We start from the raw sequence: 25,925 nt of genomic DNA, 5'->3' as shown, positions 1-25,925 counted from the left end.
GCGTGCCGTGCGCCCCTCCGGGCGCCTTGGAGTTCCCGATGCCCGTAACCGTCCTGATCGTCGATGACAGCAAGCTCGCGCGGATCGTCGCCGCCAAGGCGCTCGCCGCGCTCCAGCCTGACTGGTCGAAGATCGAGGCGGGCGGCGGTGCGCAGGCGCTCGAACTCGTCGATCGGACCCCGGTCGATCTCGCGCTGATCGATTACAACATGACCGAGATGGACGGGCTCGAACTCGCCGGCGACTTGCGGTCGCGCTTCCCCGACATGCCGATCGCGATCATCACCGCCAACATCCAGGACGAGATCGTCGCACGCGCGCGCGAGATCGGCGCGGCGTTCGTCGCCAAGCCGGTGACGCCCGAGGGGCTGGAAGGCTTCCTGTCGGGTGCCGCGCTTCGGCTGCGCGCGGCGCGATCGTGATGGCGGACGGGGTGGCGCTCGGAGATCTCGAACGTGACGCGCTGACCGAGATCGTCAACATCGGCGTCAGCCGCGCCGCCTCCAACCTGCGCAAGATGATCGGCGACCATGTCATCCTGTCGGTGCCGTCGATCGACGTGGTCAGCCAGCGGCGGGCGGCACGCCTCATCACCGAACGCGAGGCGGCCGATCTGATCGCGGTCCGGCAGGATTTCACCGGGCCATTCAGCGGCCGCGCGCTGCTGATCTTCCCCGAGGCCAACAGCCTCGAACTGGTGCGCGCGGTGACGCAGGGCGAGCTTTCGGCCGACGAGGTGATCGAGATCGAGCGCGAAGCGCTGGTCGAGACCGGCAACGTGATCCTCAATTCGTGCCTGGCGACGATGGCCAACCTGCTCAGAAGTTCATTGTCGATGACGATCCCCGAGGTGATGCGCGGCTCGGGCGCGACGCTGTTCGGGGTCGAGGACGCGTCGCCGAGCGACGGGCTGGTCCTGTTCCTGTACATAGATTTCGCGGTGCGGCGGCTCGATATCCGCGGCTATATCGCGATGATCATGGACCTGCCGGCGCTGGAGACGCTGCGCGCCCTGCTCGGCGACTTCATCGCGCGCGTGGTCGGCGACGATGGCTGACGCCACCGCCGAGGCGGACCGGCTGCTCGCAATGCTCGCCGCGGCGGGGGCGAGCGGGACATGGGACTGGGAGATCGCCGCGGACCGGCTGCGCGTCGACCGGCGCTTCGCGGAATTATATGGCTTCGATCCGGCCGAGGGGTTGAGCGACCTGCCGACCGCGCGTTTCTTCGCCGCGATCCACCCCGATGACCGCGCGCGCATGCGGATCGCGGTGGCGGCGATCCTCGCCGGGGCCGAGCTGTTCTCCAAGGAGTTCCGCATCGTCACCCCCGCCGGCACGACGCTGTGGATGCACGCGCGCGGGCAGAGCCACCTCGACGCGCATGACGAGCCGGTGCGCTTCACCGGGCTGCTCGTCGACGTCACCGAACGCAAGCGCGCCGAGGAGCGGTTGCGCATCGCGCAATCGGCGGGCGGCGTCGGCAGCTTCGAATATAGCGACGGTTTCGCCACCGCGACCGTTTCCGAGGAATTCTGCCGGCTGCTGGGGCTGCATCCGGCGCAGGCGCTGCCGGTGCGCACGATCAACGGCGTGCTCGCCGATGGCGGCGTGCCGCTGATCCCGGAACCCAGCCGCGAACCGCCGCCCGAGACGCTCGACCACGTCTTCCGCGTGCGGCGCGCGGACGACGGCGACGAACGCTGGATCGCGCGGCGCGGCGAAATCCTGCCCGAAGGCTCGGGCTATCGACTGGTCGGGGTGATCTACGACGTCACCCAGGCCAAGGAACAGGAAGCGCGGCTGCGCGAGCTCAACGAAACGCTCGAGATGCGCGTCGCGAGCGCAGTGGCCGAGCGGCAGGAGGCCGAAGACGCGCTGCGCCAGGCGCAGAAGATGGAAGCGGTGGGCCAGCTCACCGGCGGCATCGCGCATGATTTCAACAATCTGCTGACGATCATCATCGGCAATATCGACACGGTGCTCCGGCGATTCGATTCGGCCGCCGATCCCCGTGCGCGGCGCTCGCTCGAAAACGCGCTGAAGGGCGCCGAGCGGGCCGCATCGCTCACGCAGCGGCTGCTCGCCTTCTCGCGCCGCCAGCCGCTCGACCCCAAACGCATCGATCTCGACCGGCTGCTCTCGGGCATGTCCGATCTGCTGACGCGTTCGATCCCGGAGGCGATCGCGATCCAACTCGCCCCCGCCGCCGACCTTTGGAGCATCGAAGCCGATCCGCATCAGCTCGAGAACGTCATCCTCAACCTCGCGGTCAACGCGCGCGACGCAATGCCCGACGGCGGATCGCTGACCATCACCGCGCGCAACGTCACCGCCGGCCCCGACGCCGAACGGATCGCGGGCGTGCCCGACGGCGCCTATGTGCTGATCCAGGTGACCGACACCGGCATCGGCATGACCGCGGATACGATCGCCAAGGTGTTCGATCCGTTCTTCACCACCAAGGAAGTCGGCAAGGGCACCGGGCTCGGGCTGTCGATGGTCTATGGCTTCGTCAAGCAGAGCGGCGGCCATATCGAGATCGATTCGACGCCGGGCAAGGGCACATGCGTGTCGATCTTCCTGCAACGCCAACATCCTGGCGCCCCCGAAGGCAATGAGGATATCGAGACGCCGGCCGCGCGGCCGGGCAAGCTCTCCGAAACGATTCTCGTCGTCGAGGATGACGACGATGTCCGCGCCTATACCGTCAGCATCCTGCGCGAACTCGGCTATCGCGCGGTCGAGGCGCATGACGGCGCGACCGCGCTGCGGCTGCTCGAACGGCAGGAAACACCGATCGCGCTGCTGCTGACCGACGTGGTGATGCCGCAGATGTCGGGCCAGGAACTCGCGAACCGCGTGCGTACGATGCAGGGCGACATCCGGGTGCTCTACACGTCGGGCTATACGCGCGAGGCGATCATGCGCGATGGGCGGCTGGAGCCGGGGGTCGACCTGATCTCCAAGCCGTTCACCTACCACATGCTCGCCGCCAAGGTGCGCGATCTGCTCGACCGGGCGCAATAGGCGCGAAGACGCCCGCCATCCCGTTCGCGCTGGGCTTGTCCAAGCACGAACGGGGCGGAGGCGAGTTGCCTCAATTCGTGACCGGCACCTTCGGCAGCGAAGCCGGATCGGCCAAAGATTGCGCGGCGCGCAGCACGCGCAACGCGTTGCCGCCCCAGATCTTGCCGATGTCGGCCGGGGTGTAGCCCGCCTTGAGCAGCGCCGCCGTCACCTTGGGGTAGGCGGTGACATCCTCCAGACCATCGAGGCCGCCGCCGCCATCGAAATCGCCGCTGATGCCGACATGATCGATCCCGACGACTTTGATCGCATGGAGCAGGTGCTGCATGAACATGTCGAAGGTCGCGCGCGGCGCGGGGAATTGCGCTTCGATCGCCTTGCGGCGGGCGATCAGCGCGCGGCGTTCGGCGACGGTCATCGTATCGGCCTTCTCGTAGCTCGCCGCCAGTTCCTTCATCGCGGCAGCCCGCGCGGCGCTGGCGGCGGGAGGATCGACCATATAGCCGCTATAGGCGTTGATCTGGATGACGCCGCCCTTCGCGGCGACCAGCTTGGCATCCTCGTCGGACACGTTGCGCGGGTGGTTATGGATCGCACGCATCCCCGAATGCGACAGGATGATCGGGGCGCTCGACAACAGGACGGTCTGGCGCAGCACGTCGTCCGACGCGTGGCTGACGTCGATCACCACGCCCAGCTTGTTGGCTTCCGCAACGGCTTCCTTGCCCTTGGGCGACAAGCCGTGCCATTCGGGCGTGTCGGTCGCGCTGTCGGCGAGATCGTTGTTCTTGAAGTGGACGAGACCCATCATCGTCACGCCGAGGCCGCGGAAGGTCCGCATCAGCGTGAGATCGCCCTCGAACGGATAGCCGTTCTCCATGCTGAGGAACACGAAGCGCTTATGCGCCGCCACCGCCTTCGCCGCATCATCGGCGGTGAGCGCGAGCGCGAACACATCGCTGTGCCTGGCCACCATCTCGCGGATCTGCACCGCGCGCTGGATGCCGAAATCGCGTGCGGTGCGATCCCCCACCGGCGTGCGCGGGCCCGAGGGCGTGTAGATCGCGAAGAAACCGCCATCGACGCCGCCCTGCACCATGCGCGGATAATCGACCTGATCGCCATCGGTGGCGGTGGCGTGCCGGTCCATGATGCTCCAGCCGGGGCGACCGAGGTTGGCGGGCGTGTCGAAATGCGTGTCGAGCACGATCAGCTTCTCATGAACAGCGCGCGCCGGGTCGGCGGGGGCCTTCCTGCTCGCGGCGTAGCCGGCGCCGCCGATCAGCAGGGCGCCGCTCGCGAGCAGCGCCATTACGCGATTTCGTCCGTCGATCACAGCGACCCCTTTATGTTTGCACGTGCAGCATCGTCGGGGCGGCGGCGCGGTTCGTCAAGCGGTGGATCGTTCGCTTCACGCGTCGAGCCGCATCACCCCGATGCCGGGATCGGTCTTGCGGCCGCTCGCGAGACGCCCGGCGAAACGACGCAGGAAGGTGCCGTCGCCCTCGCACCTGACGCTGAGATCGTACCAGCCGTCGCTCGCGGCCAGACTCCAGCGATCGACGGCGCGCTTGCCGGGCGCGAGCGTGATGCGGCGTGTGCGCTCGGCGCCGGGATAGGCGGGATCGAGCGCGATCACGAACACGCATGCCGCGTCCCCGTGGTTGGCGAAGATGAGTTCGACGGAGGTCGCGCGCCGCCGCAGCGTCACCTCGCCGGTCGCGACACGGGTGCCGGCGAAGCGGCGATAGAAGCCGTCCGGGCCATGCACCGTCAGGTCGTACGCGGTGTCGGCGGGCGCGTGCCAGTCATCGGCGGCGTGGCGGGCGCCCGCCCCGATCGTGAAATGCCACGGCGATTGCACGTCATGATTGTCGTGGACCGAGAACACCGCGCCGGTGCCGCCGGCATTGACCATGTCGATCCTCAGCCGTCCGTCCGACAAGGCGGCGTTGACGTCGAGCGCATAGGGAAGCGGGCGCGCGGGGCGTTGGCCGGGCATCTGCCGCGCCGGGGTTTGCACGGGCGGGATGGTGAGCGCGGTGCCGGCCTTGGAGCGGGCGATGCGGTCGAGAAAGTCGCGGGTCGGTGGGAGGCCGGGCGCGGCCGGGTCGGCGCCGGTGAAATCGAATGCCGAGGTGAGATCACCACACACCGCGCGGCGCCACGCGCTGATATTGGGTTCGGCGACGCCGAAGCGCTTCTCCATGAAGCGCAGCACCGAGGTGTGATCGAACAGCTCCGAGCAGACTTGGCCGCCACGTGTCCAAGGCGAGACGATGATGGTGGGCACGCGGATGCCTAGGCCGATCGGATGCGTGCCCGTGTTGGCGAGCGGCCCCTGCCCCCAATCCTTGGTCTCGCCGTCGATCGGCACGGTCGAATGGCCGCGATAGCCCGCGACCGGTGGCACCGGCGGAGCGACGTGATCGTAGAAGCCGCCGGCCTCGTCGTAGGTGACGATGAACGCGGTCTTGGCGAACATCTCAGGGTTGTCGACCAGCGCGGCGATCAGTTCGGCCGCGACATGCTCGCCGCGCGACGGCTCGGCAGCGGGATGTTCGGACAGAGCGGCGGCGGTGACGATCCACGAGATTTGCGGCAGCGTGCCGTTCGCGAGATCGTCGCGGAAGGCGGCGACGAGCTGCTCGCCGTCCGAGCGGGTGCGATCCGCGCCGGTCTTGTGTTCGCTGACCCACGCGCGGCCGCGCCGGTAGAGCGGCGATTCGGGCGGGCACGGGCGGAAGGCGGGGAACACCGACAGCAGATTGTCGCCGAAATTGTCGTATTCCTGATAGACCTTCCAGCTTACCCCCGCCTGTTCCAGTCGCTCGGCATAGGTGGTCCAGCGATAGGCGTCGGGGCGGAGCGGCTTGTCCTCGCGCATGTCGGCGCTCGGGGTTTCGTCCTCGCCGTAATTGTGCATCTGCGGATCGCCGCCGACCGTGCCGCCGCCGTTGCAGCCGGTGAACAGATGCAGCCGGTTGGGATAAGTCTGCGTCATCGTCGAGCAATGATAGGCATCGCAGACCGTGAAGGCGTCGGCGAGCGCGTAATAGAAGGGCAGATCGCCCGCGGTATAATGCAGCATGCGGTTGTGGAGTTCGCCGCTCGCGCCCCAGCGGTCGTAGCGACCCCGGTTGAAGATCGTCATGTTGCCCTGATGCGACTGATCGGCGCCATCGACGAGGAACGACCGGCTGACCTTCGAATCGCCGTGATAGGGCATGACATAGCCGTCGGGATGCTCATGCGAGGGCTGGCGCCACACGCTCGCGCCGCCGCTCAGCCGAAGCGGACGCGGATCGCCAAAGCCACGCACGCCGCTCAGCATGCCGAAATAATGATCGAACGCGCGGTTCTCCTGCATGAACACGACAATGTGCTCGACATCGCGGATCGAGCGGGTGCGATGGTTGGCCGGGATCGCGAGCGCGCGGCCGATCAGCCCCGGTAGCGACGCCGCCGCCGCGCCGGCCCCCGCCATGCGCAGGAAATCGCGTTTCGACCTATCCATGCTTTTGCCTTTTCAGCCTCGATCTTTGCCGCTATCGGCGCATTCCTCTGGTATAGTCCAATAGTGACAAAACCGCGACATTGGGGACGGCACCACCCGCCGCAGCCCTCTTCGGCCATTCGAGGACGATGATGACGACACAGGTGATCGACGAGATTTACGCGCTGTTCGCGGCGGCGGGCGACGAATATTACGGCGAGAACGCCACCCAGTTGCAGCACGCGCTCCAGGTCGCCGAACTCGTGCGCCGCGCGGGCGGCGACGCGGCGCTGATCGCCGCCGGGCTGCTCCACGATGTCGGGCAGCTCATCGACGACGCCGGCCATGCCGCCGAGCGCCACGGCACCGACATGCGCCACGAGATGCTCGGCAATGCGTTGTTGAAGGCACATTTCCCGCCCGCCTTGACCGAGCCGGTGCGGCTTCACGTCGATGCCAAACGCTATCTGTGCGCGGTCGAGCCGGGCTATCAGGCGTCGCTCAGCGCGGCGTCGTTGCTGAGCCTGCGCTTGCAGGGCGGCGCGCTCGACGCGGAAGGCCGCGCCGCGTTCGAGGCCGAGCCGTATTTCGCCGAAGCCCTGCTGCTGCGCCGCTGCGACGACGGCGGCAAGCGCAAGGATTGGGTGGTGCCGACGCTGGAATCCTATCGGCCGCTGCTGGAGGCGCTGGTGGTTTCGCGGCCGTGACCGCCGCCCTGTGAGCCCCTACCCCGCACGCCATTCGCCGGGCGCGAGGCCAGCGACGGTCCAGTCGCCGATGCTCCAGCGGATCAGCCGCAAGGTGGGATGACCGACCGCCGCCGTCATGCGGCGGACCTGCCGGTTGCGGCCTTCCCGGATCGTCAGCCGCAGCCAGCAATCGGGGATGTTCGCGCGGACGCGGATCGGCGGATCGCGCGGCCAAAGCGCGGGCGCCGTGATCCGCTCCGCCTCGGCGGGCCGGGTCGGGCCGTCCTTCAGCATCACGCCGGCGCTCAGCCGTTCGAGCGCACCGGCGCCGACCTCACCCTCGACCTGCACGAGATAGGTCTTGGGCAGCTTGAACTTCGGATCGGCGATCCGCGCCTGGAGACGGCCTTCGTCGGTCAGCACCAGCAACCCCTCGCTGTCGCGATCCAGCCGCCCCGCCGGATAGACGCCGGGCAGATCGATGAACGCCGACAGCGTCGCGCGCGCGTCCGCCGTGCCGCGATCGGTGAACTGGCTCAGCGTGCCATATGGTTTGTTGAACAGAATCAGCCGCGCCATCCCGCCGCCTTTAGGACGATGCCGGCGGCACGGCGAGTCGATCGGTGCGTTGAGGCTTTCTCGAATTATTTCGCATGACGGCGTGGTCGTAACCAAGCCGTCATCACATCTGGTTTAGACCAGTCGTGGCCGGAAGAGCCGACTCGCCCGGCCCGCCGGGGCAGGGATCAGACCGCCGCTTCGCCCCGCAGACGCGCCCGCGTCGGCGGCCGCGGCGGTGTGTCTGTGCCCGGTCGGTGCCCGGCCCGAGCTTGATATTCTCACATCCCAAAGGGGGGACATGATGACGATGCCGTTCCACAGCGCGCGCCGGGCGCACGCGCTCCGATCCGCCGCCCTACCCGCGTTGGCCGCCGCGCTGGCCACCACTTTGCTCGCGCCCGCCACGGCACGCGCCGATGCCGTCGCACCGCCCGCCGCCGACGATGCCGGCGCGGACACGTCCAACGACGTCGTCGTGAGCGGCCAGCGGCTCAGCACCGCGCGCGCGCTCGAGGACAAGCGCGCGTCCGACCGGGTGATCGACGTGATCTCGGCCGACGATCTCGGCAAGCTGCCCGATGCGACCGTGGCGGATTCGCTGGCGCGCGTCCCGGGCGTCTCGACGATCGTCAATCAGGACACCGGCGAGGGCGAATATGTCACCGTGCGCGGCCTGTCCGGCACGTACAACGCGGTGATGATCAACGGCGTGCGCGTCGCCAACACCGATCCCAGCACGCGCGACGTGTCGCTCACCGTGCTGCCGCCTTATGGTCTCGCCTCGGTGACCGTCACCAAGACGCTGACCCCCGACCAGGATGGCGATGCGATCGGCGGGACGATCGACTTCCGCACGCCGACCGCGTTCGACTTCAAGAACCGCACGACATTCCGCCTCTACGGCAGCGGCGGCTTCAACGACCGCGCGAAATCGGCCGATCTGCCGGCGGAGAATTACAATTTCCAGGGCGATTTCGCGCATCGCTTCGCCGATGACCGTTTCGGCGTGTTCGCATCGGCCAATTACGGCGTCACCCACGGCGACGGACAGGAAACCGAGAATGACGGCGAGTGGGAGCCGAACCAGTGGCGCGCCAATTCGACCGAGGTGATCGACCAGCGCAACATGCACCTGCCGGGAATCGATCTCGATTTCCGTCGCGTCAAGAACACGCGCTACGGCGGCAACGTCTCGCTCGACTGGCATGGCGACACCACGCGGCTGTACCTGCGCGGCCAGATCTCGCGGCAGGAGCAGCGCGGCAGCAACGACGTGACCGACTATCGCAGCCGCACCACCGCGCGGCTGACCCAGGTCGACAAGAACGATACCAGCCTCGTGCAGCCCGATCGCAACGTGATCGGCACGGTCACCATCGGTGGCAAGACCTATAGCCGTTATGGTTACACCACGTCGCAGATCGTGGACGCCGACGGCGACGGCATCATCACCGGGCACGACGCCAATTCGAACCAATATTGGTCGCTCAACGGCCGGTCAGGGATCTGGAACCCGCAGGCGTTCCAGTTCGCGCGCAACTTCGGCACGATCAACTCGAACCAGACGCTCGCGACGGTGAGCGGTGGCGGACACAGCGATTTCGAGCGGCTGCATGTCGATTACCAGGGCAGCTACAGCTACGGCGTCCGCGAAAACCCGGACAGCTATTCGATCTCCTACAATTGCGACAAATGCGCGCCCGCGCTGCTGTCGCAGGGGCTCGACTGGGTATCGGCCGATCCGCGCTTCCCGCAGGCCAGCCCGACCGGCGCGGCCGCCAACGTCCAATACGACCCGACCCTGCTGCCGTTCGACGGCGCCAGCCACAACCGCGACAAGCAGACCGACAACCGCATCAACGCCAAGCTCGACGTACGTTATGATTTTGACGGATGGCTGGAATATCTAAAGGCAGGCGCGCAGTTCAACCGGTCACATCGCGTCTATGATTACACGCCGCTGTGGAGCGGCGACTTCACCGGCACCACGCTCGACGGCAAGAGCCTCGCCGCGTCGGGGCTGATCCAGCGCGACGTGACCGACATTCTGCACGGCGAATATTATTATGGCGCGATCTTCGATCCCGCCAAGGTGCGCGCGGCGATCGACGCGGCGCAGGCGCTCGGCAACAACGGCCTGCCCTCGGCGACCGACCGGCTCTCCAGCGACAACAAGAACACCGAGAAGGTCACGGCGGGCTATCTGCTCGCGCATCTCCGGCAGGGCGCGGTGCAGGCGACGATCGGCGTGCGCGCCGAACACCGCGAGACGAAGAACGTGTTCTGGTCCGACGATGGCGACAACAGTGGCTTCGACAGCACCAGCAACAGCTATACGGTGGTATTGCCGAGCGCGAACCTGATCTGGCGGCCGAGCGACAAGCAGGTCTATCACTTCGCGCTCTGGACCGGCTATTCGCCGCCCGAATATGGCTATCTCTCGGGTGGCCAGAGCGTCGCGCGCAACGCGCAGAACGAGATCATCGCGATCAGCCGGGGCAACCCCGATCTGAAGGCGGCGCGCGCGGTCAATCTCGACGTTTCGGCGGAATATTACCCCGATCGCACGAGCATCGTCAGCATCGCGGGCTATTACAAGTCGATCAGCAACTTCATCTTCACCAACGGCAGCCAGGTCAATGCAGACACCTCGGTCGGCACGGTCGAGATCAGCCAGCCGCAGAACGGCAAGGACGCGATCGTCTACGGGTTCGAGGCGGCGATCGTGAAGCAGTTCCAGGGGCTGCCCGCGCCGTTCGACGGGTTCGGCTTCGAGGGCAACGTCACCATCCAGCATAGCGAGGGCGACACCGGGCAGGCCTATCGGATGGGCAAGAAGATCCCGCTCATCAATACGCCGGGGGTGCTCTACAACGCCTCGCTTACGTATCAGAAATACGGGTTCGAGGCGAAGCTGTCGTACAATTATCGCGGCAAGTACATCGAGAGCCTGCGCGACAACGCCGTCGACAAATGGGTGCAGCACAATCGCAGCGTCGATCTGCACATGCGCTACAACATCAACGACCGCTTCGCGATCGACGTCGATGTCAGCAACCTGCTCGACGACTGGAAATATTGGACCACCAAGGGCGACAACCCGAGCTACCTCAAGGACTATATGGAGCCGGGCCGCAACGTGATCGTCCGCGCGAGCGCACGGTTCTGATCCCGCCACCGCCGCCCCGGCCCCGCGCCGGGGCGGCGATATCGCCGCGCCGTCATATCGCGGTTGCCTCCCGCCGCCGCCCCGCCCAAGATCACCGGCATGGCTCGCCTCGACAGCATGATTCCGCTCGCCCCGCCCGGGGGCGCAGGCCCGCATTACATCGCGCTGCGCGACCAGATCGCGACCAGCATCGAGGCGGGGCAGCTCGCCGCCGGTGCCAAGCTCCCCTCCGAACGACAGCTACAGACCGGCGCGGGCACCGCGCGCGGCACCGTGCGCGAGGCGCTGTTCCAGTTGGAGGCCGAGGGGCTGATCTACCGGCGCGAGCGCAGCGGCTGGTACGTCTCGCCGCCCGCCGTCACATATGATCCGACGCGGTGGAGCGGCTTCATGACCTATGTCGCGGAGCAGGGCCGCCGCCCGGCGACGCGCACGGTGAGCAAGGACAGCGTGCCCGCCACCGCCGCCATCTCAGACATCTTCCGCGTCGCGCCCGGCACCCCGCTGTACGTGATCGGCCGGTTGCGCTCGATCGACGGGCGGCCTGTGCTGATCGAGAAGATCACGGTCGATCCCGCGCTCGCGCCCGGGCTGCTCGACCACTCGCTCGACGGATCGCTGACGCAGGTGCTGACGCGCGAATATGGCGCCACGGTGATCCGCAACCGCGTGGATATGCGGCCTTGCGCGCTGATCAAGACGGTGGCGGACGAACTCGGCGTGAAATCGGGCACGCCGGGGCTGCTCGTGGTGCGCACCAGCTTCGATTCGGCCGGGCGCGTGGTGGAATATGATCAGGAATATTGGCGCCACGACGCGATCCGCGTGCATGTCGATCTGAGCGTGCGGGGGTAAGTTCCTGCCGTCCGCGCTAGGACGCCGGCTGCAGCGTCAGCGCCCGCTCCGGCGCCTGCGTCGTGTGGCGGAATGCCGCCGCCCCGAAAGCGGTGCCGGCCAGCCCCAGCCCGCAGGCGGCGTAGCAGACCGCGCACAGGAAGTTGCTCCAGTCGAGCGAGACGTGCGCGAAGCTGCGGAACAGCAGCAGCGCGACGCTGCCGACATAGCCGCACGCATCGGCGACGTAGATCAGGAAACCGGCATTGCCCGGCACCGAAGCGGTCGCCATCAGCCGATCGAACAGCAGGGCGTTGAACGGCGTATAGGCGAAATAGAGGCCCGCGCCGATCACGATCATCCACGCGACCGCGCCGATCAGGCCGAGCTGGAACGCGGCGGTGGCAAGGCCGAGCAGCGCGAAGCCCAGCGCGATCAGCGCGAGGTTCCAGAACACCGCCGCGCGATTGTCACGGACGCGGATCAGCATCCCCATCGACACCAGCACCACCACCGCGACGGGCAGTTCGGAGACGGTGAAAATCCCGGCTTCACCCGCGAAGCCCAGTTCGCGCCAAATCTCGGCGGCGAAATTGTCGCGGAAATCGCGTAAGGCGGTGAGCATCACATAGACGCCGATCAGCGCGGTCAGTGACGGCGCATAGGCGGCGAACAGGCGCGCGCGCTGCTCGCGGCCCATCGGCACGCGCGGGGCGCGCTCGGCCTCGTCGCGGGAGTCCGGCGGCGGCAGTTGCGCGAGCGCCCACACGGAGACGAGCAGCAGCGGCGTGAACGCGAGGCCGGTCGCGGCGGGCATCCAGCGCTCGCTCGCCCAGCCGGCTAAAATCAGCGCCTCGCCGGCCGATTTGACCAGCCCCGAAGACAGGATGAAGCTCGCGCACAGCATCGCGCCGAGCACCTCGGACAGCCGCCGCCCTTCGAGAAAGCCGAACACCAGCCCCCAGATCATGCCGAGCATCAGCCCGTTGAGGAACAGCGCGGCGATGCCGGCGACCGCCGGCAAGGTCGCGAACCCGATCAATGCGAGCTCCGCCACGCCGATCAGCGTGAGGATGCCGGCCGCGCGGCGCGCGGGCGGCATTTCGGAGACGATCTTGATGCCGATCACCTTCGACATCGCATAACCAGCCACCTGCGCGATGACGAGCGCGACCTTGAAGTCGATCGCGAAGGGCCAGCCGGCGACATGCTCGAAGCTCGCGGCGGTGAAGGGTTTGCGGAAGGCGTACATCGCCGAATAGGCGGCGAATCCGGCAAGCCCGCCGTAGAGCGCGAACAGGAAGGGCGGCGCGGTGCGCAGCCAGCGCGTCACCGCGCTTTCGCGGGCGCTCATGCCGGCTTTTCGCCGGCGGCGACGCGGACCGAGATTTGCTCGAGCACCGGCCACAGGTCGACGACGCTGTCGATCACATAATCGGCGCCCGCCGCGTAGAGCGCGTCCGCTGCGTCGACGATCCGGCGCGCGCGCGCATCGGCGGGAAGCGCGGCGAGTTCGGCGGTATCCAACCCGACGCCGTTGCCCGACGCGGCCAGCCCGACCGTCCACATCCCCGCCTCGCGCCCCTCGCGGACCCCGACGGTCGCGTCGTCGACCTTGACGCACGCCGACGACGGCCACACGCCGAGTTCGACAAGCGCCTTCCACGCCATGAGCGGCGACGGGCGGCCTTCGGCCGTCTCCCCCGAACAGACCACCACCTCGGGCGCGTACCCCTGATCGGCCGCGCGCGGCAGGATGTCGGCCATCATCGCGCGCGTGTAACCGGTGCAGGAGCCGATCCGCACACCCTCCCCGCGCAGCCGCGCCGCGATCTGCGCCGCGCCGGGCACCAGCGCCGCACAATCGGCGGCGGCGGCGCGCATGATCGGCTCGACCGCGTCATGCAGCCGCGACACATCCGCCTCGCCCGGCGGCGCATCGTACACCGCCCGCCAACCCGCCGCGATATGCGGCACCGCGAGGATGGCGCGGATATGGTCTCGCTTGGCACGCCCCATGTCAGCGCGCGCCTCCGCCTCGGTGATCGGCACGCCGACATCCTCGAACAGCCGCAGCAGCGCGATGACCGGCGCGCGCGAACCGAAATCGATCATCGTGCCGGCCCAGTCGAAAATCACGGCCTTGATCGCGAGACTCATGCGGAAGCTCCCATTCGGATGGTTGCGAGGTCGCCGATCACCTCCTCGGCGAGCGCGAAGGCGGTCGATGCGCCGGTGCCGCTGGTGACGACGACCAACCGCACGCGCTCCATCGGCGTCTCGACAAGGCTGTGGCCGGACGCCGACGCATAGGTGCCGGTCCAGCGTTCGAGCACCGGCGGCACGAGGCCGAACACGGCGGCGAATTCATCGAGGATCAGCGCGTCGACCGCGCTCGACCCGAACGGATCGGGCGTGGCGGCATAATGGTGGCTGTCACCGACGACCAGACTGCCGTCGGCGCTTTGCGCGACGATGAGGTGGACGCCGTTGGCGAGGTGACCGGGCTGCTCCACCTTCAGGCGCGCTTCGAGCGCGGCGGCGGCGGGCAGCGCCGCATAGCCGCGATAGCGCACCAGCCCGAGATCGGACATCACCGCCGAGGGCAGCCGAAAGCCGGGATCGGCCAGCCGCAGCATCTGCAGCTTGCAGCGGGTCACGCCGGCGCGCGCCAGCGCATCGGGGAACAAGGTGGCGAGATCATCGCCGGGGCACACGATAACCGCGTCGGCGGCGACCGTTCCGGCACTCGTCGCCACCCGCCCGGTCTCGACCGCGTGGACCGCGACGCCGCGCCGGAACGCGACACCGTGACGCTCGGCCAGCCACGCGGCGAGCCGGGGGATGGCGGTGCGCGATTCGACGCGCAGGTCGATGCCGCTGAACAGGGCGCCGGCCAGCCCGCGCGGGCGCACGTCGCCGAGCCGGGCACGGGCGGCGGACGCGTCGAGCAGATCGCAGCCCTCGGCCATGTCGGTCGCCATGAAGGCTTCGAGCACCGCCAGCGCCTCGGGTCGCCGCGCCACCATCGCGAGGCCGGTCTGCTCGATCGCAATGCCGGCTTGCGGCGCGACCTCCGCCCAGATGTCGCGCGAGCGCCGCGCGCGGCGCCACGGCGCGCCCGCTTCCTGCCCTGTGACCGTGACGAAGCCGAAGTTGCGGACGGACGCGCCATTCGCGCGCGCGTCGCGGTCAATCACCACCACGCGGAGGCCCGCGCGCGTGGCGGCGAGCGCGTGCGCCAGCCCGACGATCCCCGCGCCGACGATGGCGACGTCATATTGGTCTTCGCCCAAAGATCGGCTCCCCCGCGAACAGGGGATCGCCCTCGCGCGGAAATGCCGGGCGGGGCCAAGCGTTTGCTTGAATGCGCCCCATAGATGATACCTATGACTACGCGGCGGAATCGTCACGCAACCGTCACCAGCCTAGGCTAGGCGGAAGTCCCGATGGCAGCGAATCATCAGCATCTGCGCGCGTTCCACGCGATCGCGGTGGAAGGCGGCGTGTCGCGGGCGGCGCGGCGGCTCAACGTGTCTCAGCCGACCCTGTCGCAGCAGCTCAAGGCGCTCGAAAGCCGCTACGGCGTGACATTGTTCGAAAGCCGCAAGGCGCCGCTGCGGCTCTCGCCCGCCGGGCGCGACCTGCTCGCGCTGACGCGCAAATTGTTCGCGACCGCCGCGGATATCGACGACCTGCTCGGCGATACCGCCGATCCTGCCGGCGGCGCGCTCCGGCTCGGGTCGGACTCGCCGCGCTACGCGGCGCAACTTGTCGAGCAATTTCACCGCCGCCACCCCGATACCGGCATCCAGATCCGCATGGGCAACGCGCGCGAGGTGATGCGCTGGCTCGACGAGGCCGAGATCGACGCCGCCGTTGCCAGCGACCCGCCCGCCCAAGGCGCGTTCAGCTACGATCCCCTGTTCACCGATCGGCTCGCCTGCGCGATGCGCAACGATCATCCACTCGCGCGCCACCCGACCGTGCCGATCCGCGCGCTCGCCGACGAGACGCTGATCCTGCGCGAGCCGACCTCCAAGACACGCGCCTTCACCGAACGCGCGCTCGGCGATGCAGAAGTGCGGCCGCGCGCGACGCTCGAACTGCAGAGCCGCGAAACGATCCGCGAGGGAATCGCGCTCGGGCTCGGCATCAGCGTCTTCCTCACCTCGGAATGCCCTCCGGACCCGCGGATCACGTATCGGCCGCTCGATACCGGCGCGCGCGACTATCGGCTGCGCAGCTATCTGGTCTGCCAGAGCGACCGCCGCCGCAGCGCGATGATGCGCGCGCTGCGCGAGATCGCGCTGGAGATGCGGGCGGCGGATGAGGGGGATGTCGCCGCCCCGGAGCTCATGCCGGCGGGCGCCGACACCCCCCGGTGAGTCCAAGCCCGCGAGGTCAGCCCGGCCGCCGCGCCAGCACCGAGCAACTGATCGACAATTTGTGCTTCTCCGCGCGCGCGAGCGTGGTGCCCGACATCGGGAAGGCGGCCGCGTCGATCACCTCCAGCCCGGCCTCGCGCGCGATCGCCTGCGCATGATCGAGACCTTCGAACAGGAAGATGTGATCGGGCGCGGGGCTGTTCGCGGGAACGTTGATCCACAGCAACCCGCCGGGGACGAGCCAGCGCGCCGCCGATGCGAGCGCGGCGACCGGCTGTTCGAGATGTTCGAGGATCTCGCTCATGACGATGCCGTCGAACAAGGCGTCCTCATCGGGCGCGGCGGCGGCGAACAGATTCTGGAGCGTCAGTTCCACCGGCGCGGTGACGCCGAGCAGATCGAGCGCGTGACGGGTCTTGGCGATGCTGGTCGGGCTGACATCCCACGCGGCGATCCGGGACGCGCGTCCTGAGGCGGCGGCGAAATAGAGCAGCAGGCCGTGACCGGGGCCGATCTCCAGATGCCGGCCGCCGGCGGGCAGGCGCGGCAGATAGTGATCGACGAAATAGGCGAAGGCGTGCGCATGGTTCGACCACAAGACGTCGGACAGGAGCAGCCCGTTCATGTAGCGGTTCATGAACGGCGCGTTGGCATAGCATTCGCGTTCGGCGTCCTCGAAGCGGCTGAGCCGGTAGCTGTCGTGCCGGCGGAAATGGATCTCCTCGGGCAGCACGATCTCTTCGCACAGGAAACGGTAATCTGCGGCGAGCGCGGACAAGCCGCCGTCGATACCGGGCGCGAGCTTGAGAATTGCGTCGCTCAACCGCTCGGACACGTCGAGCACCGCGTCGGACCGGCCGGCGAGGCTCTTGGCGATGAAGCCGGCATGGTCTGGCCACGCGGCGGCGACGGTATCCGCGATCGTGCGCAGCGCAACCCGTAAGCCGGTCTCGGTCATGTCATCTCCACACGCCGGGCGCGCGCCTCGCGGGCTCGACGGGGCGTTATAGTCATGCTGCATCGCAGCCGGCAATCTCGCCGCATCGCGGAAATCTGAGGCCGCGCGGCTGGACAAATCCCGCGCTTGGCCGCACCACGGCGCCCGGGGGCCGACGGATCGTAAGGTCAACGCGGCCGAGGCGGTCACAAAGCTTGGCGGGCGGCGCAATCCATGTTGTTCAATTCGGCCGGTTTTTTGCTGCTGTTTCTACCGGCCGCCCTGATTCTCCATCATCTCGTCTGCGCGTTGGCGGCACGCTGGCGCCAGCCGTTCCTGATCGCGCTGACGATTCTTTTCTACACGATCGGCGGCAAAAAATTCATTTTGTTGCTGCTGGTCTCGGTTGCGGTGAATTACGCAGCGGCGCGCTGGATCGCGGCGCGGCGCCGGAGCGGCCGATCGGCGCGCTGGCCGCTGGCGGCGGGGATCGGCTTCGATCTCGCTTTGCTGTTCTATTTCAAATATTCGGCGGCGGTGATCGTCGGTGCGGGCGGGCTGTTCGGGCTGAACCTGCCGCTTCGCCACATCGCGCTGCCGCTGGGCATCTCGTTCTTCACCTTCCAGCAGATCGGCTTCCTCGTCGATCTCGCGCGCGGCCGCTTCGAGATGAAGCGCGTGCGCGATTACGCGGGGTTCGTGCTGTTCTTCCCGCAACTGCTCGCCGGGCCGATCGTGCGGTACGAGGAACTGGTGCCGCAGTTGCGCGACCGGCCGCCCGGCGCGGCGAGCAGCAACATCCTGATCGGGCTGACGATCTTCGCGATCGGGCTGTTCAAGAAAGTGGCGATCGCCGATACCGTCGCGACGCTGGCCGCGCCCGCATTCGACGCCGCGGCCGCTGGCGCGACGCCGGGCATGGCGGCGTGCTGGATCGCGGCCTTCGCCTATACCGCGCAAATCTACTTCGATTTCTCGGGCTATTCGGACATGGCGATCGGCACCGCGCGGATGTTCGGCGTGGTGCTGCCGCTCAATTTCCATTCGCCGCTGCGCGCGTCCAGCATCATCGAGCTTTGGCGGCGCTGGCACGTCACGCTCAGCCGCTGGGCGCAAAGCTATATCTTCCAGCCGCTGACGATCCCGCTCGCGCGGTTCTCGGCGGATCACGCGGCGGGCAAGCTCGCCAGTTTCCTGCTGTCGTTCGCGGTGCCGACGCTGCTGTCGATGGTGGTGATCGGCGTGTGGCACGGCGCGGGTTGGACGTTCGTGCTGTTCGGCGTGTTACAGGGCCTCTACATGGCGGTGAACGAATATTGGCGGATGGCCCATCGCAAGGCCCGCAAGGCGCGCAAGGGGCCGCCGCCCTTCTACGTCGAGCCGATGTACCGCGCGCTGACCCTGGTCGCCTTCGTGGTCGCGGTGGTGGCGTTCCGCGCGCCGTCGCTCGACGTGGTGTGGCGGATGTATGGGGCGATGGTCGGCCTAGGCGGCGGTGCCCCAGTCGCGTGGCCGGGCGGCCTCGGCGCCGCGCTCGCGATCCTCGCGGTCATCTACGCGATCATCTACCTCGCCCCCAACACGCAGGCGATCCTGGCGCGGTATGAGCCGGTGCTGGAATGGGCGAAGTGGCGCAGGATCGATCCGCCGCGTATCGCCGTCGAATGGCGGCTCACCGTCGGCTGGACGATCGCCTCGGCGGTGCTGTTGTTCGCCGGTTTCGTGCTGGTGATGCGCGGGACCACCAACTTCATCTACTTCAACTTCTGAGCAGGACCGTGGCGCAGCCGACCGACACCGTGAGCGCGACATTGGCGACCTTCCCGGCGCGGCGCGGGTTGCTCGCGCTGTTCGTGATCGTCTTCCTAGCCTGTTGCGTCGGCGCGACCTTGCTGCCGCACGACCGCCATATCCGCTACCAGCAGTTCGGCGGCACGGCGATGCTGCCGCTCGGCTGGGTCTATGACCGGCTCCATTATGACCGCACGCCGATCGACATAGCGATCATCGGGGCGTCGCGCACCGAAGTCGGGGTCAGCGGCCCGCAGGTGGAGGCGGTCCTCACCGCGAAACTTGGACGGAGGGTGCATGTCGCCAACCTGTCGCTGCCACAGGACGGCCGCAACCTCCATTACGAGATGACGAAGGAGTTGCTGGCGACGCATCCCGAGGTCAAGCTGATCCTCTATTCGCTGATCGAACATGCCTCACGCACCGGGCATCCCGCGTTTCGCGACGTCGCGGACACCAGCGACGTGCTGCGCGCGCCCATCCTGCTCAACCCGAAGTATTTCGACAACCTCGCCTATCAGCCGTATCGCCAACTTTCGCTATTCCTCCAGACGCAGATGCCGGGGCTGTTCGGGGTGCATCGCGGCTTCGACCCGAAACGCTACGCCGGCCCGGAACATGACGGAACCCTGAGCCATTGGTCGGTCCACGGCAATTGGGTCGATCGGGACACGATCCACTCCGCGGCCGAGCTGGCGAAAGCGGCGAAGGGCAAGGTCGCGCAGCGCAGTCCAATCTTCCTGCCGGCGCGGTTCCGCGAATATGAATATGTCGTCGAGCGCCATTACACGCGCGCCACGATCGCCCTGGCGCACGCGCATCATGTCGAAACCGGCTTTCTGTATCTCCCGATTTACGCGCACGACCAGCCGATCGCCGACGCCGATTTCTACCGCGCGCGCGGTTTCGTCCTGAACGCGGGCGCGATCGGGAGCGAGGCGCGCAATTATTCGGATTACGCGCATCTCAATCGCACCGGATCGGGGAAGGTATCGCGCTGGCTGGCCGGCTGGCTGGCATCCGGCGAGCGGCGCGGCCAACTCCATTTCCTGCCGGATGATCGGGTGCGCTGATGTTCGAATCCTATACTCTGCACCATGTCGGCATCATCTGCCCGGATCTTGCCGACGCGGACGCGTTCATGGCGAAGATGGGGCTGGCCGAGAGCTATCGCGGCCATGTCGCGCGCTGGGGATGCTGGTGCCTCTTCACCGTTGCCGCCTCGGGCGCGGTGATCGAACTGGTCGTGCCCGACGACGGCAGCGTGCTGGCGAAGTTCAACAAGGGCGCGGGCGGCGTCCACCATTTCGCCTATCAGGTGGACGATCTGCGCGCGACGATGGACTGGTGCGCGACCCGCGGGCTGCGCATGCTGGAGCCGGAGCCCGTGAAGGGCGCGGGGGATTTCCTGTGCAACTTCGTCAACCCGGTCGATACGCGCGGGATTCAGATCGAATTCGTCCAGCCGCTCGCGTCATGACGCGCGGGCGAGCCTCCGACGTCAAAAAACGAAGAAGCTGACGATCCCTGCCCAGATCACCAGGCTGATCGCGCCGCCGAGGACCACGCCGCCGAGAACGCTGGCACCAGCCAGTTGATCCGGTGCCAATTCCACGGGCGACTCTTCCCCACGACCCATAGCACTCTCCTAATCGACCCGCCGATGGCGAGTCCGCCGATCGACGATTGTTTTATATCGCGCCGCTTATAACACGGCTTGAACGTCCGGGTGACGCCCAGCTTCATGAAGAAACGTACATGCGCGATTAAGGTTCCGCGAAAAACGCAATATTTCCCGTGAATTAGAGGCACTTACGAGCCTCAGCGGGCGGCACCGAGCCCCTGCGCGGGCCGGTCGGGGGTCATGCTGGCGGGAAGCAGCGGTTCCAGAGACCAGCCATCGCACTGGGGGTCTCCGCAGCGGCAGATGCTCGCCGCCCAATGTGTCCGCCCGATGCGGACGGTGTCGCCCGAAATCGAGAAGTTATCGATCGACATCGATCGAAGATGTGCTGCCAGCGAATCGCGAACCGTCTCGACCATCGCGGGATGATCCGTCTTTTCACCATCCGTTGCAATATCTTTGTCGCAGCGAACTTCAACTGTAGTTTGTCCGACATGCCGTAGTCTATTGTCCGAGAATATTATGGGAGCGCTACCGTCATCCTGACGTCGCGATGATACCGGCACGCATGGACGGACAAGCTTCTGTTTGTTGCGGCCGCGTGACGCGCAGTGCATGGGCGGACCGACATTTCTGAGGCTCGCGCATGATTCTTGCCGGTATCAACCCGCTCTATTCCGTCGCCGGCCTCGCGATCGGCACGCTCGTCGGGCTGACGGGGGTAGGCGGCGGATCGCTGATGACGCCGCTGCTGGTGCTGCTGTTCAACTTCCATCCCGTCACCGCGGTCGGCACCGATCTGCTTTACGCCTCCGCGACCAAGAGCGTGGGCACCGGCGTCCACGGCTTCAACCGCACCGTCGACTGGCGGGTGGTGCGCCTGCTCGCCTTCGGCAGCGTGCCCGCCACGGTCCTGACGCTGATCGCGCTCGGCTATGCCGGCAAACATTATGGCGGCATGGTCGATGTGGTCACGATCGTCCTCGGCCTGACGCTGATCGCGACGGCGATCGCGATGCTGCTTCGCCGGCAAATCGTCGCGCGGATCGCGCCGGCGATCAACGCGCTCAGCATGCGCCGTGTCGCCGAGTTGACGGTCGCGCTCGGCGTGCTGCTGGGGGTGCTGGTCTCGCTCACCTCGGTCGGCGCGGGCGCGATCGGCATGACCGCGCTGCTCGCGCTCTACCCGCATCTGCCGACCAATCGGCTGGTCGGATCGGACATCGCGCACGCTGTACCGCTGACGTTGATCGCCGGGATCGGCCATTGGGTGATGGGCGCGGTCGATGTCGGCCTGCTCGGCAGCCTGCTGATCGGATCGGTGCCGGGCATCGTCATCGGCAGCCTGCTGTCGGCGCGCGTGCCCGATGGCGTGCTGCGCGCGATCCTCGCGCTGACTTTGCTCGTGGTGGGCGGCAAGCTCCTGTTCTAAAGGCCACCGAGCCGTGGTAGCGCCCCATGTGCGGAGCGGAGGGGTTTTCACAAGAATGCGGTTCGAACATCGCGCGGTGCCGATCGTGCTGGCGGCCGTGCTGATCGACACGATCGGCTTCGGCATCGTGATGCCGGTGCTGCCGACGCTGATCGTGCAGTTGAAAGGCGGCAGCCTCTCGGACGCGGCGCGCACCGGCGGTGCGTTGCTGATCGCGTTCGCCGCCGCGCAATTCGTCGCGGGGCCGATCTTCGGCAGCCTCGGCGATCGTTTCGGGCGGCGACCCGTGCTGCTCGCGGCGATGATCGCCTTCGCGGTCGATTACGCGCTGATGGCGTTCGCGCCGACGGTGGGCTGGCTGTTCCTGGGCCGCGTCGTCGCCGGGGTCGCGGGCGCGATCTACGGCCCCGCCAACGCCGTGCTCGCCGACGTGACGCCGGCCGAGAAGCGGGGCGAGGTGTTCGGGCTGATGGGCGCGGCGTTCGGCGCCGGGTTCATCATCGGCCCGGCGATCGGCGGGTTGCTCGTCGGGTTCGGGCCGCGCGCGCCGTTCGTCGTCGCGGGCGCGCTGGCGGTGCTCAACGCGATCTGGATGGCGGTCGCGATGCCCGAGACGCTCGCGCCCGCGGACCGCCGCGCGTTCGACTGGCGCCGCGCCAACGCGTTCGGCGCGTTCAAGCCGGTGTTCCACGCCGGCGGCGCGACGCCGCTGCTGATCGTCGCATTCTGCTGGCAGATCGGCCAGATGGTGTATCCGGCGACCTGGGCGTTCTGGTGCGAGATCCGCTTCGGCTGGAGCCCGCACATGATCGGGCTGTCGCTCGCCGCGTCCGGCATCACGATGGCGCTGACCCAGGTGTTCGTCACCGGCCACGTGATCCGGCGCTTCGGCGAGGCGCGCACGGTGATGATCGGCATGGTCGTGGCGGTGATCACCTTCGTCGCGATCAACTTCGCGACCGCGGGCTGGATGGTGTTCGCGCTGATCGCGCTCGGATCGCTGACCGGGCTGGTCTTTCCCGGCATCAACGCGCTGCTCTCGCGCAGCGTCGATGCGGCGAACCAGGGCGCGCTCCAGGGCGGCATGGCGAGCCTGGGGAGCGTCGCCGAGGTGATCGGCCCGCTCGCGATGACGCAGACGCTCGCGTTCGGCACCGAGCATGGCACACCGGGCGCGGCGTTCCTGCTGGCCGCCGCGCTGGCCGGGGTCGCGGCGGTGATCGTCGCGACGCGGCTGGTGCGATGGGAGCGTGTCGCGCCGGCGTGAGTGGGCCGGCCAAACATGGCTAACGTGACCCACCGAGCGCACGGTACGGGCAGTGTCACTTTTGGCACGCAGACCGCGCGCACGCGCCCGGCCGGCCGCGAACGCGGGCTGGGACGATCGGCGCGGATGCGGACGACGGGCATGGCGCGGAGTATGGCGATGGCGGCGGCTGTAGGACAGGGTTGGCCTGGACGCGGTGGCTTAGATATCGCCAACCAGTGAAACGACCGTATACCAACCGATCTTATTCTTAAGACGAGAAACAGGGCCACCACACTTGATGACACTCGCACAGGCGCTCGCCACGGCCCGAACCGAGGAGGACGTCAAGGACGCCTACATAGCGGCCTTGGGTCTCAAAGGCGTTTCCAAAAACCTAGTCGATATCCAGACGCAGGAGGTCTGGTTCGAAGCGAAAGCGGTTTCGACCCCGCCGATCATCATGTTCGCACAACTGATGTTCTACGTCCGCGCGGCGAAGAAGCGGGGCGAACCGATCCCAGCTTTCCTTGCCGTGATCGACCGCGACAAGGCCGCGATTATGCCAACCGAGAAGGCCCTGCCCTTGCTCGACGACAAGAGCATTGTCTGGCCGAAATCCGGATCGGGCGCGGGCAAGGAACTGGGCGCGCAGATCGCGCCCTACGTCCAGACGCACATCGTCGAATATGAGATCGCGCATGACGAGGCGGCGTTCATCCGGGCGGTGAAGGACGCGATCAAACAACGGCGCATCATCCGCACGCCCATCACGCCCGACAATCTGCGACAGGTGTTCGATCGCTGGGTCGCGATGATCGGGCAGGAATTGGGCGTAAAAGCGCAGGCGGATTATGCTGTGCTCTTCTTCGCTGACATCATGCACGACGGCGAGCACGAGGCGATGCACAACCTGCCTGCGCGGCTGCTGATGACTGCCGACGGGCCGATCTTTCTGCTTAATGGTGAAACCTTCGAACTGGCCAACGATCGCGGCTATCGTAATTTCTGGGCAATATACCACCGGCCGCCCGAGCAGAAGCACCGCCACTATCTGCTCGAACGGCGCGACAGCCTGCTCCCGGTGGACGAACAGAAGTTCAAGGGCGCCTATTACACACCGCTGCACATCGTCGACAAAGCCTATGATCAGTTGCGCGCCACACTGGGCGAGAACTGGCAGAACCGCTACTTGGTATGGGACATGTGCGCGGGCGTCGGTAATCTCGAGGCTAAGCACAGCAACCTGCGCAACGTCTTCATGTCGACGCTCGACAAGGCGGATGTAACGATCATGAAATCAAATCCTGCTTTCGCGGGAGCGGAAATTTTCCAGTACGATTATCTTAACGACGACGTCACAGATTTCGGCGAGATTGACCACAGTCTGTCGAACAAGCTGCCGATCGCGCTGCGGAAGGCGATCGCTGATGCGAAAGAGAGCAAGACGGGCGCGAAGCAAATTTTAGTGCTTATCAATCCGCCTTATGCGGAAACTGGCTCCGGGATCGGACGCGGGAACAATAACAAGAAGGGTGTCGAAAACACACGTGCTCAAAGGATGATGGAGCGCGTTAGCGCCGGTTTCGCAAGTAAGGAGCTTTTCGTCCAGTTCCTTGTTCGCATTCAGCAGGAAATGCCATCCGCCACGCTAGCAATGTTCAGCAAGCTAAAGTATGTTAACTCTCCAAATTTTGAGAAATTCCGACAAGGCTGGAGAGCAAAATTTATTGGAGGCTATGTAGTTCCGAGCCGGGTTTTTGATAAATTGAAGGGAAATTTCCCTATTGGCTTCTTGGTTTGGGATCAAAGTCAGAAAGAGAATATTACTGAAACGCCGGTTGCTGTCTTGAATCGGGCGGGAGCGGTCATCGGCGAAAAAATTTATCGGACCGCGCCTACCAATCAGCTTTTAAATGTCTGGATAAATAGACCTGTGGCACGCGGCGCACCAGCTTTACCGCTCTCTAATGCGCTCAAGGTTTCTGACAATCCTCGTCCAAAGAGGCAGTGCGAAAATGCGATTGGTTTTCTCTATGCCAGCAACAACGATTTACAGCATGCTCAACTAGAAACACTTATCACTTCTTCAATATTTACAGGTGGCAATGGTGGCGGCTATTACATACTGGTCGAAAACCTATGGCAAGCGGCCATCGTCTTCAGCGTCCGCCGCTTGATTAAGCCGACTTGGCTCAACGACCGCGACCAGTTCCTGCAACCAAGCGAACGGCTGACTGACGAGTTCAAGTCGGACTGCCTCGTTTGGATGCTGTTCAATGGCAGCAACCTGACCGCCGGGGCTGACGGCCTGCGCTGGAACGATCGCGACTGGAGCCTCGTCAATCACTTCATCCCCTTCACCGAGGCCGAAGTCGGCGCGAAGGGGCGGTTCGAGAGCGACTTCATGGTCCGCTACATCGCAGGCATGGCCTTTTCGCCCGAGGCGCGTGCAGTGCTCGACACGAGCCGCACGCTCTGGAAGCGCTTCCACGCCACCAGCTTCCCGCGCAAGATACGCGACGAGTACAAGCTCGGGCGGCCCGACGCCGGATGGTATCAGATTCGCCGCGCGCTGGAAGCCCATGGCGACACCGAACTGACCGACTTCGATCCGTTCAAAACAGCCTATGCCGCGCTGACCGCCAAACTGCGCCCGAGCGTTTATGCTTTGGGCTTCCTGCCTGAGTGACGAGCCTTTCCTCTCGATAGCAATGTCAGCTTAGGGG

At 66.6% G+C, this 25,925-nt stretch carries 21 protein-coding genes; 13 read left to right on the top strand and 8 right to left on the bottom strand.

The window, feature by feature from the left end:
- Window positions 1-38 precede the first annotated feature (38 nt).
- The 3 genes from BLS81_RS13210 to BLS81_RS13200 are packed head-to-tail and all read left to right on the top strand — an operon-like array spanning window position 39 to window position 3,029.
- Window positions 39-422, top strand: a complete 384-nt coding sequence (locus tag BLS81_RS13210) for a response regulator (RefSeq protein WP_093224513.1) — start codon at window positions 39-41, stop codon at window positions 420-422.
- Window positions 422-1,057: a chemotaxis protein CheX gene (locus BLS81_RS13205; protein WP_093224512.1), complete on the top strand. Its 636-nt coding sequence runs from the start codon at window positions 422-424 to the stop codon at window positions 1,055-1,057. Before BLS81_RS13210 ends, BLS81_RS13205 begins: the two co-directional genes overlap by 1 nt.
- Entirely contained in the window at window positions 1,050-3,029 is a 1,980-nt protein-coding gene (locus BLS81_RS13200; RefSeq protein WP_093224510.1) for a hybrid sensor histidine kinase/response regulator, read from the top strand. The genes BLS81_RS13205 and BLS81_RS13200 overlap by 8 nt, the downstream gene beginning before the upstream one ends.
- A 70-nt stretch (window positions 3,030-3,099) precedes the next feature.
- Here BLS81_RS13200 and BLS81_RS13195 read toward each other — a convergent pair whose 3' ends face one another.
- Window positions 3,100-4,365, bottom strand: coding sequence for a dipeptidase (locus BLS81_RS13195; protein ID WP_256326229.1), 1,266 nt, complete (start codon window positions 4,363-4,365; stop codon window positions 3,100-3,102).
- 75 nt (window positions 4,366-4,440) lie between these two features.
- The gene (locus BLS81_RS13190) at window positions 4,441-6,546 is read right to left on the bottom strand and encodes a phosphocholine-specific phospholipase C (protein ID WP_093224507.1); all 2,106 of its coding nucleotides are present in this window, start codon (window positions 6,544-6,546) and stop codon (window positions 4,441-4,443) included.
- Between the two features lie 131 nt (window positions 6,547-6,677).
- On the opposite strand from BLS81_RS13190, the gene BLS81_RS13185 reads away from it, so the two are divergent.
- Window positions 6,678-7,232: an HD domain-containing protein gene (locus BLS81_RS13185; protein WP_093224707.1), complete on the top strand. Its 555-nt coding sequence runs from the start codon at window positions 6,678-6,680 to the stop codon at window positions 7,230-7,232.
- Window positions 7,233-7,250: 18 nt separating this feature from the next.
- Here BLS81_RS13185 and BLS81_RS13180 read toward each other — a convergent pair whose 3' ends face one another.
- The gene (locus tag BLS81_RS13180) at window positions 7,251-7,793 is read right to left on the bottom strand and encodes a pseudouridine synthase (RefSeq protein ID WP_093224505.1); all 543 of its coding nucleotides are present in this window, start codon (window positions 7,791-7,793) and stop codon (window positions 7,251-7,253) included.
- A gap of 283 nt (window positions 7,794-8,076) precedes the next feature.
- On the opposite strand from BLS81_RS13180, the gene BLS81_RS13175 reads away from it, so the two are divergent.
- Window positions 8,077-10,944, top strand: a complete 2,868-nt coding sequence (locus BLS81_RS13175; protein WP_218123130.1) for a TonB-dependent receptor — start codon at window positions 8,077-8,079, stop codon at window positions 10,942-10,944.
- A 99-nt stretch (window positions 10,945-11,043) separates the two neighbouring features.
- Window positions 11,044-11,799: a UTRA domain-containing protein gene (locus tag BLS81_RS13170; protein ID WP_093224503.1), complete on the top strand. Its 756-nt coding sequence runs from the start codon at window positions 11,044-11,046 to the stop codon at window positions 11,797-11,799.
- Window positions 11,800-11,815: 16 nt separating this feature from the next.
- On the opposite strand, the gene BLS81_RS13165 is transcribed toward BLS81_RS13170, so the two are convergent.
- Genes BLS81_RS13165 through BLS81_RS13155 form a run of 3 tightly spaced genes read right to left on the bottom strand, consistent with a single transcriptional unit; the run spans window position 11,816 to window position 15,074 of the window.
- Window positions 11,816-13,132: a DUF5690 family protein gene (locus tag BLS81_RS13165; RefSeq protein WP_256326228.1), complete on the bottom strand. Its 1,317-nt coding sequence runs from the start codon at window positions 13,130-13,132 to the stop codon at window positions 11,816-11,818.
- Window positions 13,129-13,938 carry a phosphonoacetaldehyde hydrolase gene (gene phnX, locus BLS81_RS13160; RefSeq protein WP_093224501.1) on the bottom strand — a complete coding sequence of 270 codons (810 nt, stop codon included), beginning with the start codon at window positions 13,936-13,938 and terminating at the stop codon, window positions 13,129-13,131. The genes BLS81_RS13165 and phnX overlap by 4 nt, the downstream gene beginning before the upstream one ends.
- Window positions 13,935-15,074 carry a TIGR03364 family FAD-dependent oxidoreductase gene (locus tag BLS81_RS13155; protein ID WP_093224499.1) on the bottom strand — a complete coding sequence of 380 codons (1,140 nt, stop codon included), beginning with the start codon at window positions 15,072-15,074 and terminating at the stop codon, window positions 13,935-13,937. Before BLS81_RS13155 ends, phnX begins: the two co-directional genes overlap by 4 nt.
- Window positions 15,075-15,227: 153 nt before the next feature.
- On the opposite strand from BLS81_RS13155, the gene BLS81_RS13150 reads away from it, so the two are divergent.
- On the top strand, window positions 15,228-16,166 hold the full coding sequence (locus tag BLS81_RS13150) for a LysR substrate-binding domain-containing protein (protein ID WP_093224498.1): 939 nt from the start codon (window positions 15,228-15,230) through the stop codon (window positions 16,164-16,166).
- A 16-nt stretch (window positions 16,167-16,182) separates the two neighbouring features.
- Here BLS81_RS13150 and BLS81_RS13145 read toward each other — a convergent pair whose 3' ends face one another.
- Window positions 16,183-17,124: a class I SAM-dependent methyltransferase gene (locus BLS81_RS13145; RefSeq protein WP_176787163.1), complete on the bottom strand. Its 942-nt coding sequence runs from the start codon at window positions 17,122-17,124 to the stop codon at window positions 16,183-16,185.
- A 213-nt stretch (window positions 17,125-17,337) separates the two neighbouring features.
- Here BLS81_RS13145 and BLS81_RS13140 point away from each other — a divergent pair, with 213 nt between their 5' ends.
- From BLS81_RS13140 to BLS81_RS13130, 3 genes are read left to right on the top strand one after another with little or no spacing between them, the layout of a single operon-like run.
- On the top strand, window positions 17,338-18,873 hold the full coding sequence (locus BLS81_RS13140) for an MBOAT family O-acyltransferase (protein ID WP_093224495.1): 1,536 nt from the start codon (window positions 17,338-17,340) through the stop codon (window positions 18,871-18,873).
- Between the two features lie 8 nt (window positions 18,874-18,881).
- Window positions 18,882-19,967 carry a hypothetical protein gene (locus BLS81_RS13135; protein WP_093224494.1) on the top strand — a complete coding sequence of 362 codons (1,086 nt, stop codon included), beginning with the start codon at window positions 18,882-18,884 and terminating at the stop codon, window positions 19,965-19,967.
- Window positions 19,967-20,374: a VOC family protein gene (locus BLS81_RS13130; RefSeq protein WP_093224492.1), complete on the top strand. Its 408-nt coding sequence runs from the start codon at window positions 19,967-19,969 to the stop codon at window positions 20,372-20,374. The genes BLS81_RS13135 and BLS81_RS13130 overlap by 1 nt, the downstream gene beginning before the upstream one ends.
- 341 nt (window positions 20,375-20,715) lie before the next feature.
- Here the strand turns inward: BLS81_RS13130 and BLS81_RS20795 are convergent, their stop codons facing one another.
- Window positions 20,716-20,892, bottom strand: a complete 177-nt coding sequence (locus tag BLS81_RS20795; RefSeq protein WP_176787162.1) for a hypothetical protein — start codon at window positions 20,890-20,892, stop codon at window positions 20,716-20,718.
- A gap of 272 nt (window positions 20,893-21,164) precedes the next feature.
- Between BLS81_RS20795 and BLS81_RS13120 the strand changes: the two genes are divergently transcribed.
- The 3 genes from BLS81_RS13120 to BLS81_RS13110 all read left to right on the top strand — a co-directional run bounded on the left by BLS81_RS13120 (window position 21,165) and on the right by BLS81_RS13110 (window position 25,888).
- Window positions 21,165-21,950 carry a sulfite exporter TauE/SafE family protein gene (locus tag BLS81_RS13120; RefSeq protein ID WP_093224489.1) on the top strand — a complete coding sequence of 262 codons (786 nt, stop codon included), beginning with the start codon at window positions 21,165-21,167 and terminating at the stop codon, window positions 21,948-21,950.
- Between the two features lie 55 nt (window positions 21,951-22,005).
- Window positions 22,006-23,217, top strand: a complete 1,212-nt coding sequence (locus BLS81_RS13115; RefSeq protein ID WP_176787161.1) for a TCR/Tet family MFS transporter — start codon at window positions 22,006-22,008, stop codon at window positions 23,215-23,217.
- 280 nt (window positions 23,218-23,497) lie between these two features.
- A complete protein-coding gene (locus tag BLS81_RS13110) occupies window positions 23,498-25,888 on the top strand; it encodes a hypothetical protein (RefSeq protein WP_093224487.1) in 2,391 nt (796 codons plus the stop codon).
- Window positions 25,889-25,925: the final 37 nt, after the last annotated feature.

This window comes from Sphingomonas sp. NFR15, assembly GCF_900103265.1.
Classification (GTDB): domain Bacteria; phylum Pseudomonadota; class Alphaproteobacteria; order Sphingomonadales; family Sphingomonadaceae; genus Sphingomonas; species Sphingomonas pollutisoli.
The sequence above is the reverse complement of the archived record's forward strand: the minus strand, read 5'-3'. Positions and strand labels throughout refer to the sequence as shown.

What these genes read in the sequence shown, in the direction of transcription:
- BLS81_RS13120 (WP_093224489.1), top strand. Translation starts at nt 21,165, where the DNA reads ATGATTCTTGCCGGTATCAACCCGCTCTATTCCGTCGCCGGCCTCGCG.
- BLS81_RS13130 (WP_093224492.1), top strand. Translation starts at nt 19,967, where the DNA reads ATGTTCGAATCCTATACTCTGCACCATGTCGGCATCATCTGCCCGGAT.
- BLS81_RS13115 (WP_176787161.1), top strand. Translation starts at nt 22,006, where the DNA reads ATGCGGTTCGAACATCGCGCGGTGCCGATCGTGCTGGCGGCCGTGCTG.
- BLS81_RS13200 (WP_093224510.1), top strand. Translation starts at nt 1,050, where the DNA reads ATGGCTGACGCCACCGCCGAGGCGGACCGGCTGCTCGCAATGCTCGCC.
- BLS81_RS13110 (WP_093224487.1), top strand. Translation starts at nt 23,498, where the DNA reads ATGACACTCGCACAGGCGCTCGCCACGGCCCGAACCGAGGAGGACGTC.
- BLS81_RS13205 (WP_093224512.1), top strand. Translation starts at nt 422, where the DNA reads ATGGCGGACGGGGTGGCGCTCGGAGATCTCGAACGTGACGCGCTGACC.
- BLS81_RS13180 (WP_093224505.1), bottom strand. Translation starts at nt 7,793, where the DNA reads ATGGCGCGGCTGATTCTGTTCAACAAACCATATGGCACGCTGAGCCAG.
- BLS81_RS13210 (WP_093224513.1), top strand. Translation starts at nt 39, where the DNA reads ATGCCCGTAACCGTCCTGATCGTCGATGACAGCAAGCTCGCGCGGATC.
- BLS81_RS13170 (WP_093224503.1), top strand. Translation starts at nt 11,044, where the DNA reads ATGGCTCGCCTCGACAGCATGATTCCGCTCGCCCCGCCCGGGGGCGCA.
- BLS81_RS13145 (WP_176787163.1), bottom strand. Translation starts at nt 17,124, where the DNA reads ATGACCGAGACCGGCTTACGGGTTGCGCTGCGCACGATCGCGGATACC.
- BLS81_RS13175 (WP_218123130.1), top strand. Translation starts at nt 8,077, where the DNA reads ATGACGATGCCGTTCCACAGCGCGCGCCGGGCGCACGCGCTCCGATCC.
- BLS81_RS13185 (WP_093224707.1), top strand. Translation starts at nt 6,678, where the DNA reads ATGACGACACAGGTGATCGACGAGATTTACGCGCTGTTCGCGGCGGCG.
- BLS81_RS13190 (WP_093224507.1), bottom strand. Translation starts at nt 6,546, where the DNA reads ATGGATAGGTCGAAACGCGATTTCCTGCGCATGGCGGGGGCCGGCGCG.
- BLS81_RS13140 (WP_093224495.1), top strand. Translation starts at nt 17,338, where the DNA reads ATGTTGTTCAATTCGGCCGGTTTTTTGCTGCTGTTTCTACCGGCCGCC.
- phnX (WP_093224501.1), bottom strand. Translation starts at nt 13,938, where the DNA reads ATGAGTCTCGCGATCAAGGCCGTGATTTTCGACTGGGCCGGCACGATG.
- BLS81_RS13165 (WP_256326228.1), bottom strand. Translation starts at nt 13,132, where the DNA reads ATGAGCGCCCGCGAAAGCGCGGTGACGCGCTGGCTGCGCACCGCGCCG.
- BLS81_RS13150 (WP_093224498.1), top strand. Translation starts at nt 15,228, where the DNA reads ATGGCAGCGAATCATCAGCATCTGCGCGCGTTCCACGCGATCGCGGTG.
- BLS81_RS20795 (WP_176787162.1), bottom strand. Translation starts at nt 20,892, where the DNA reads ATGTCGATCGATAACTTCTCGATTTCGGGCGACACCGTCCGCATCGGG.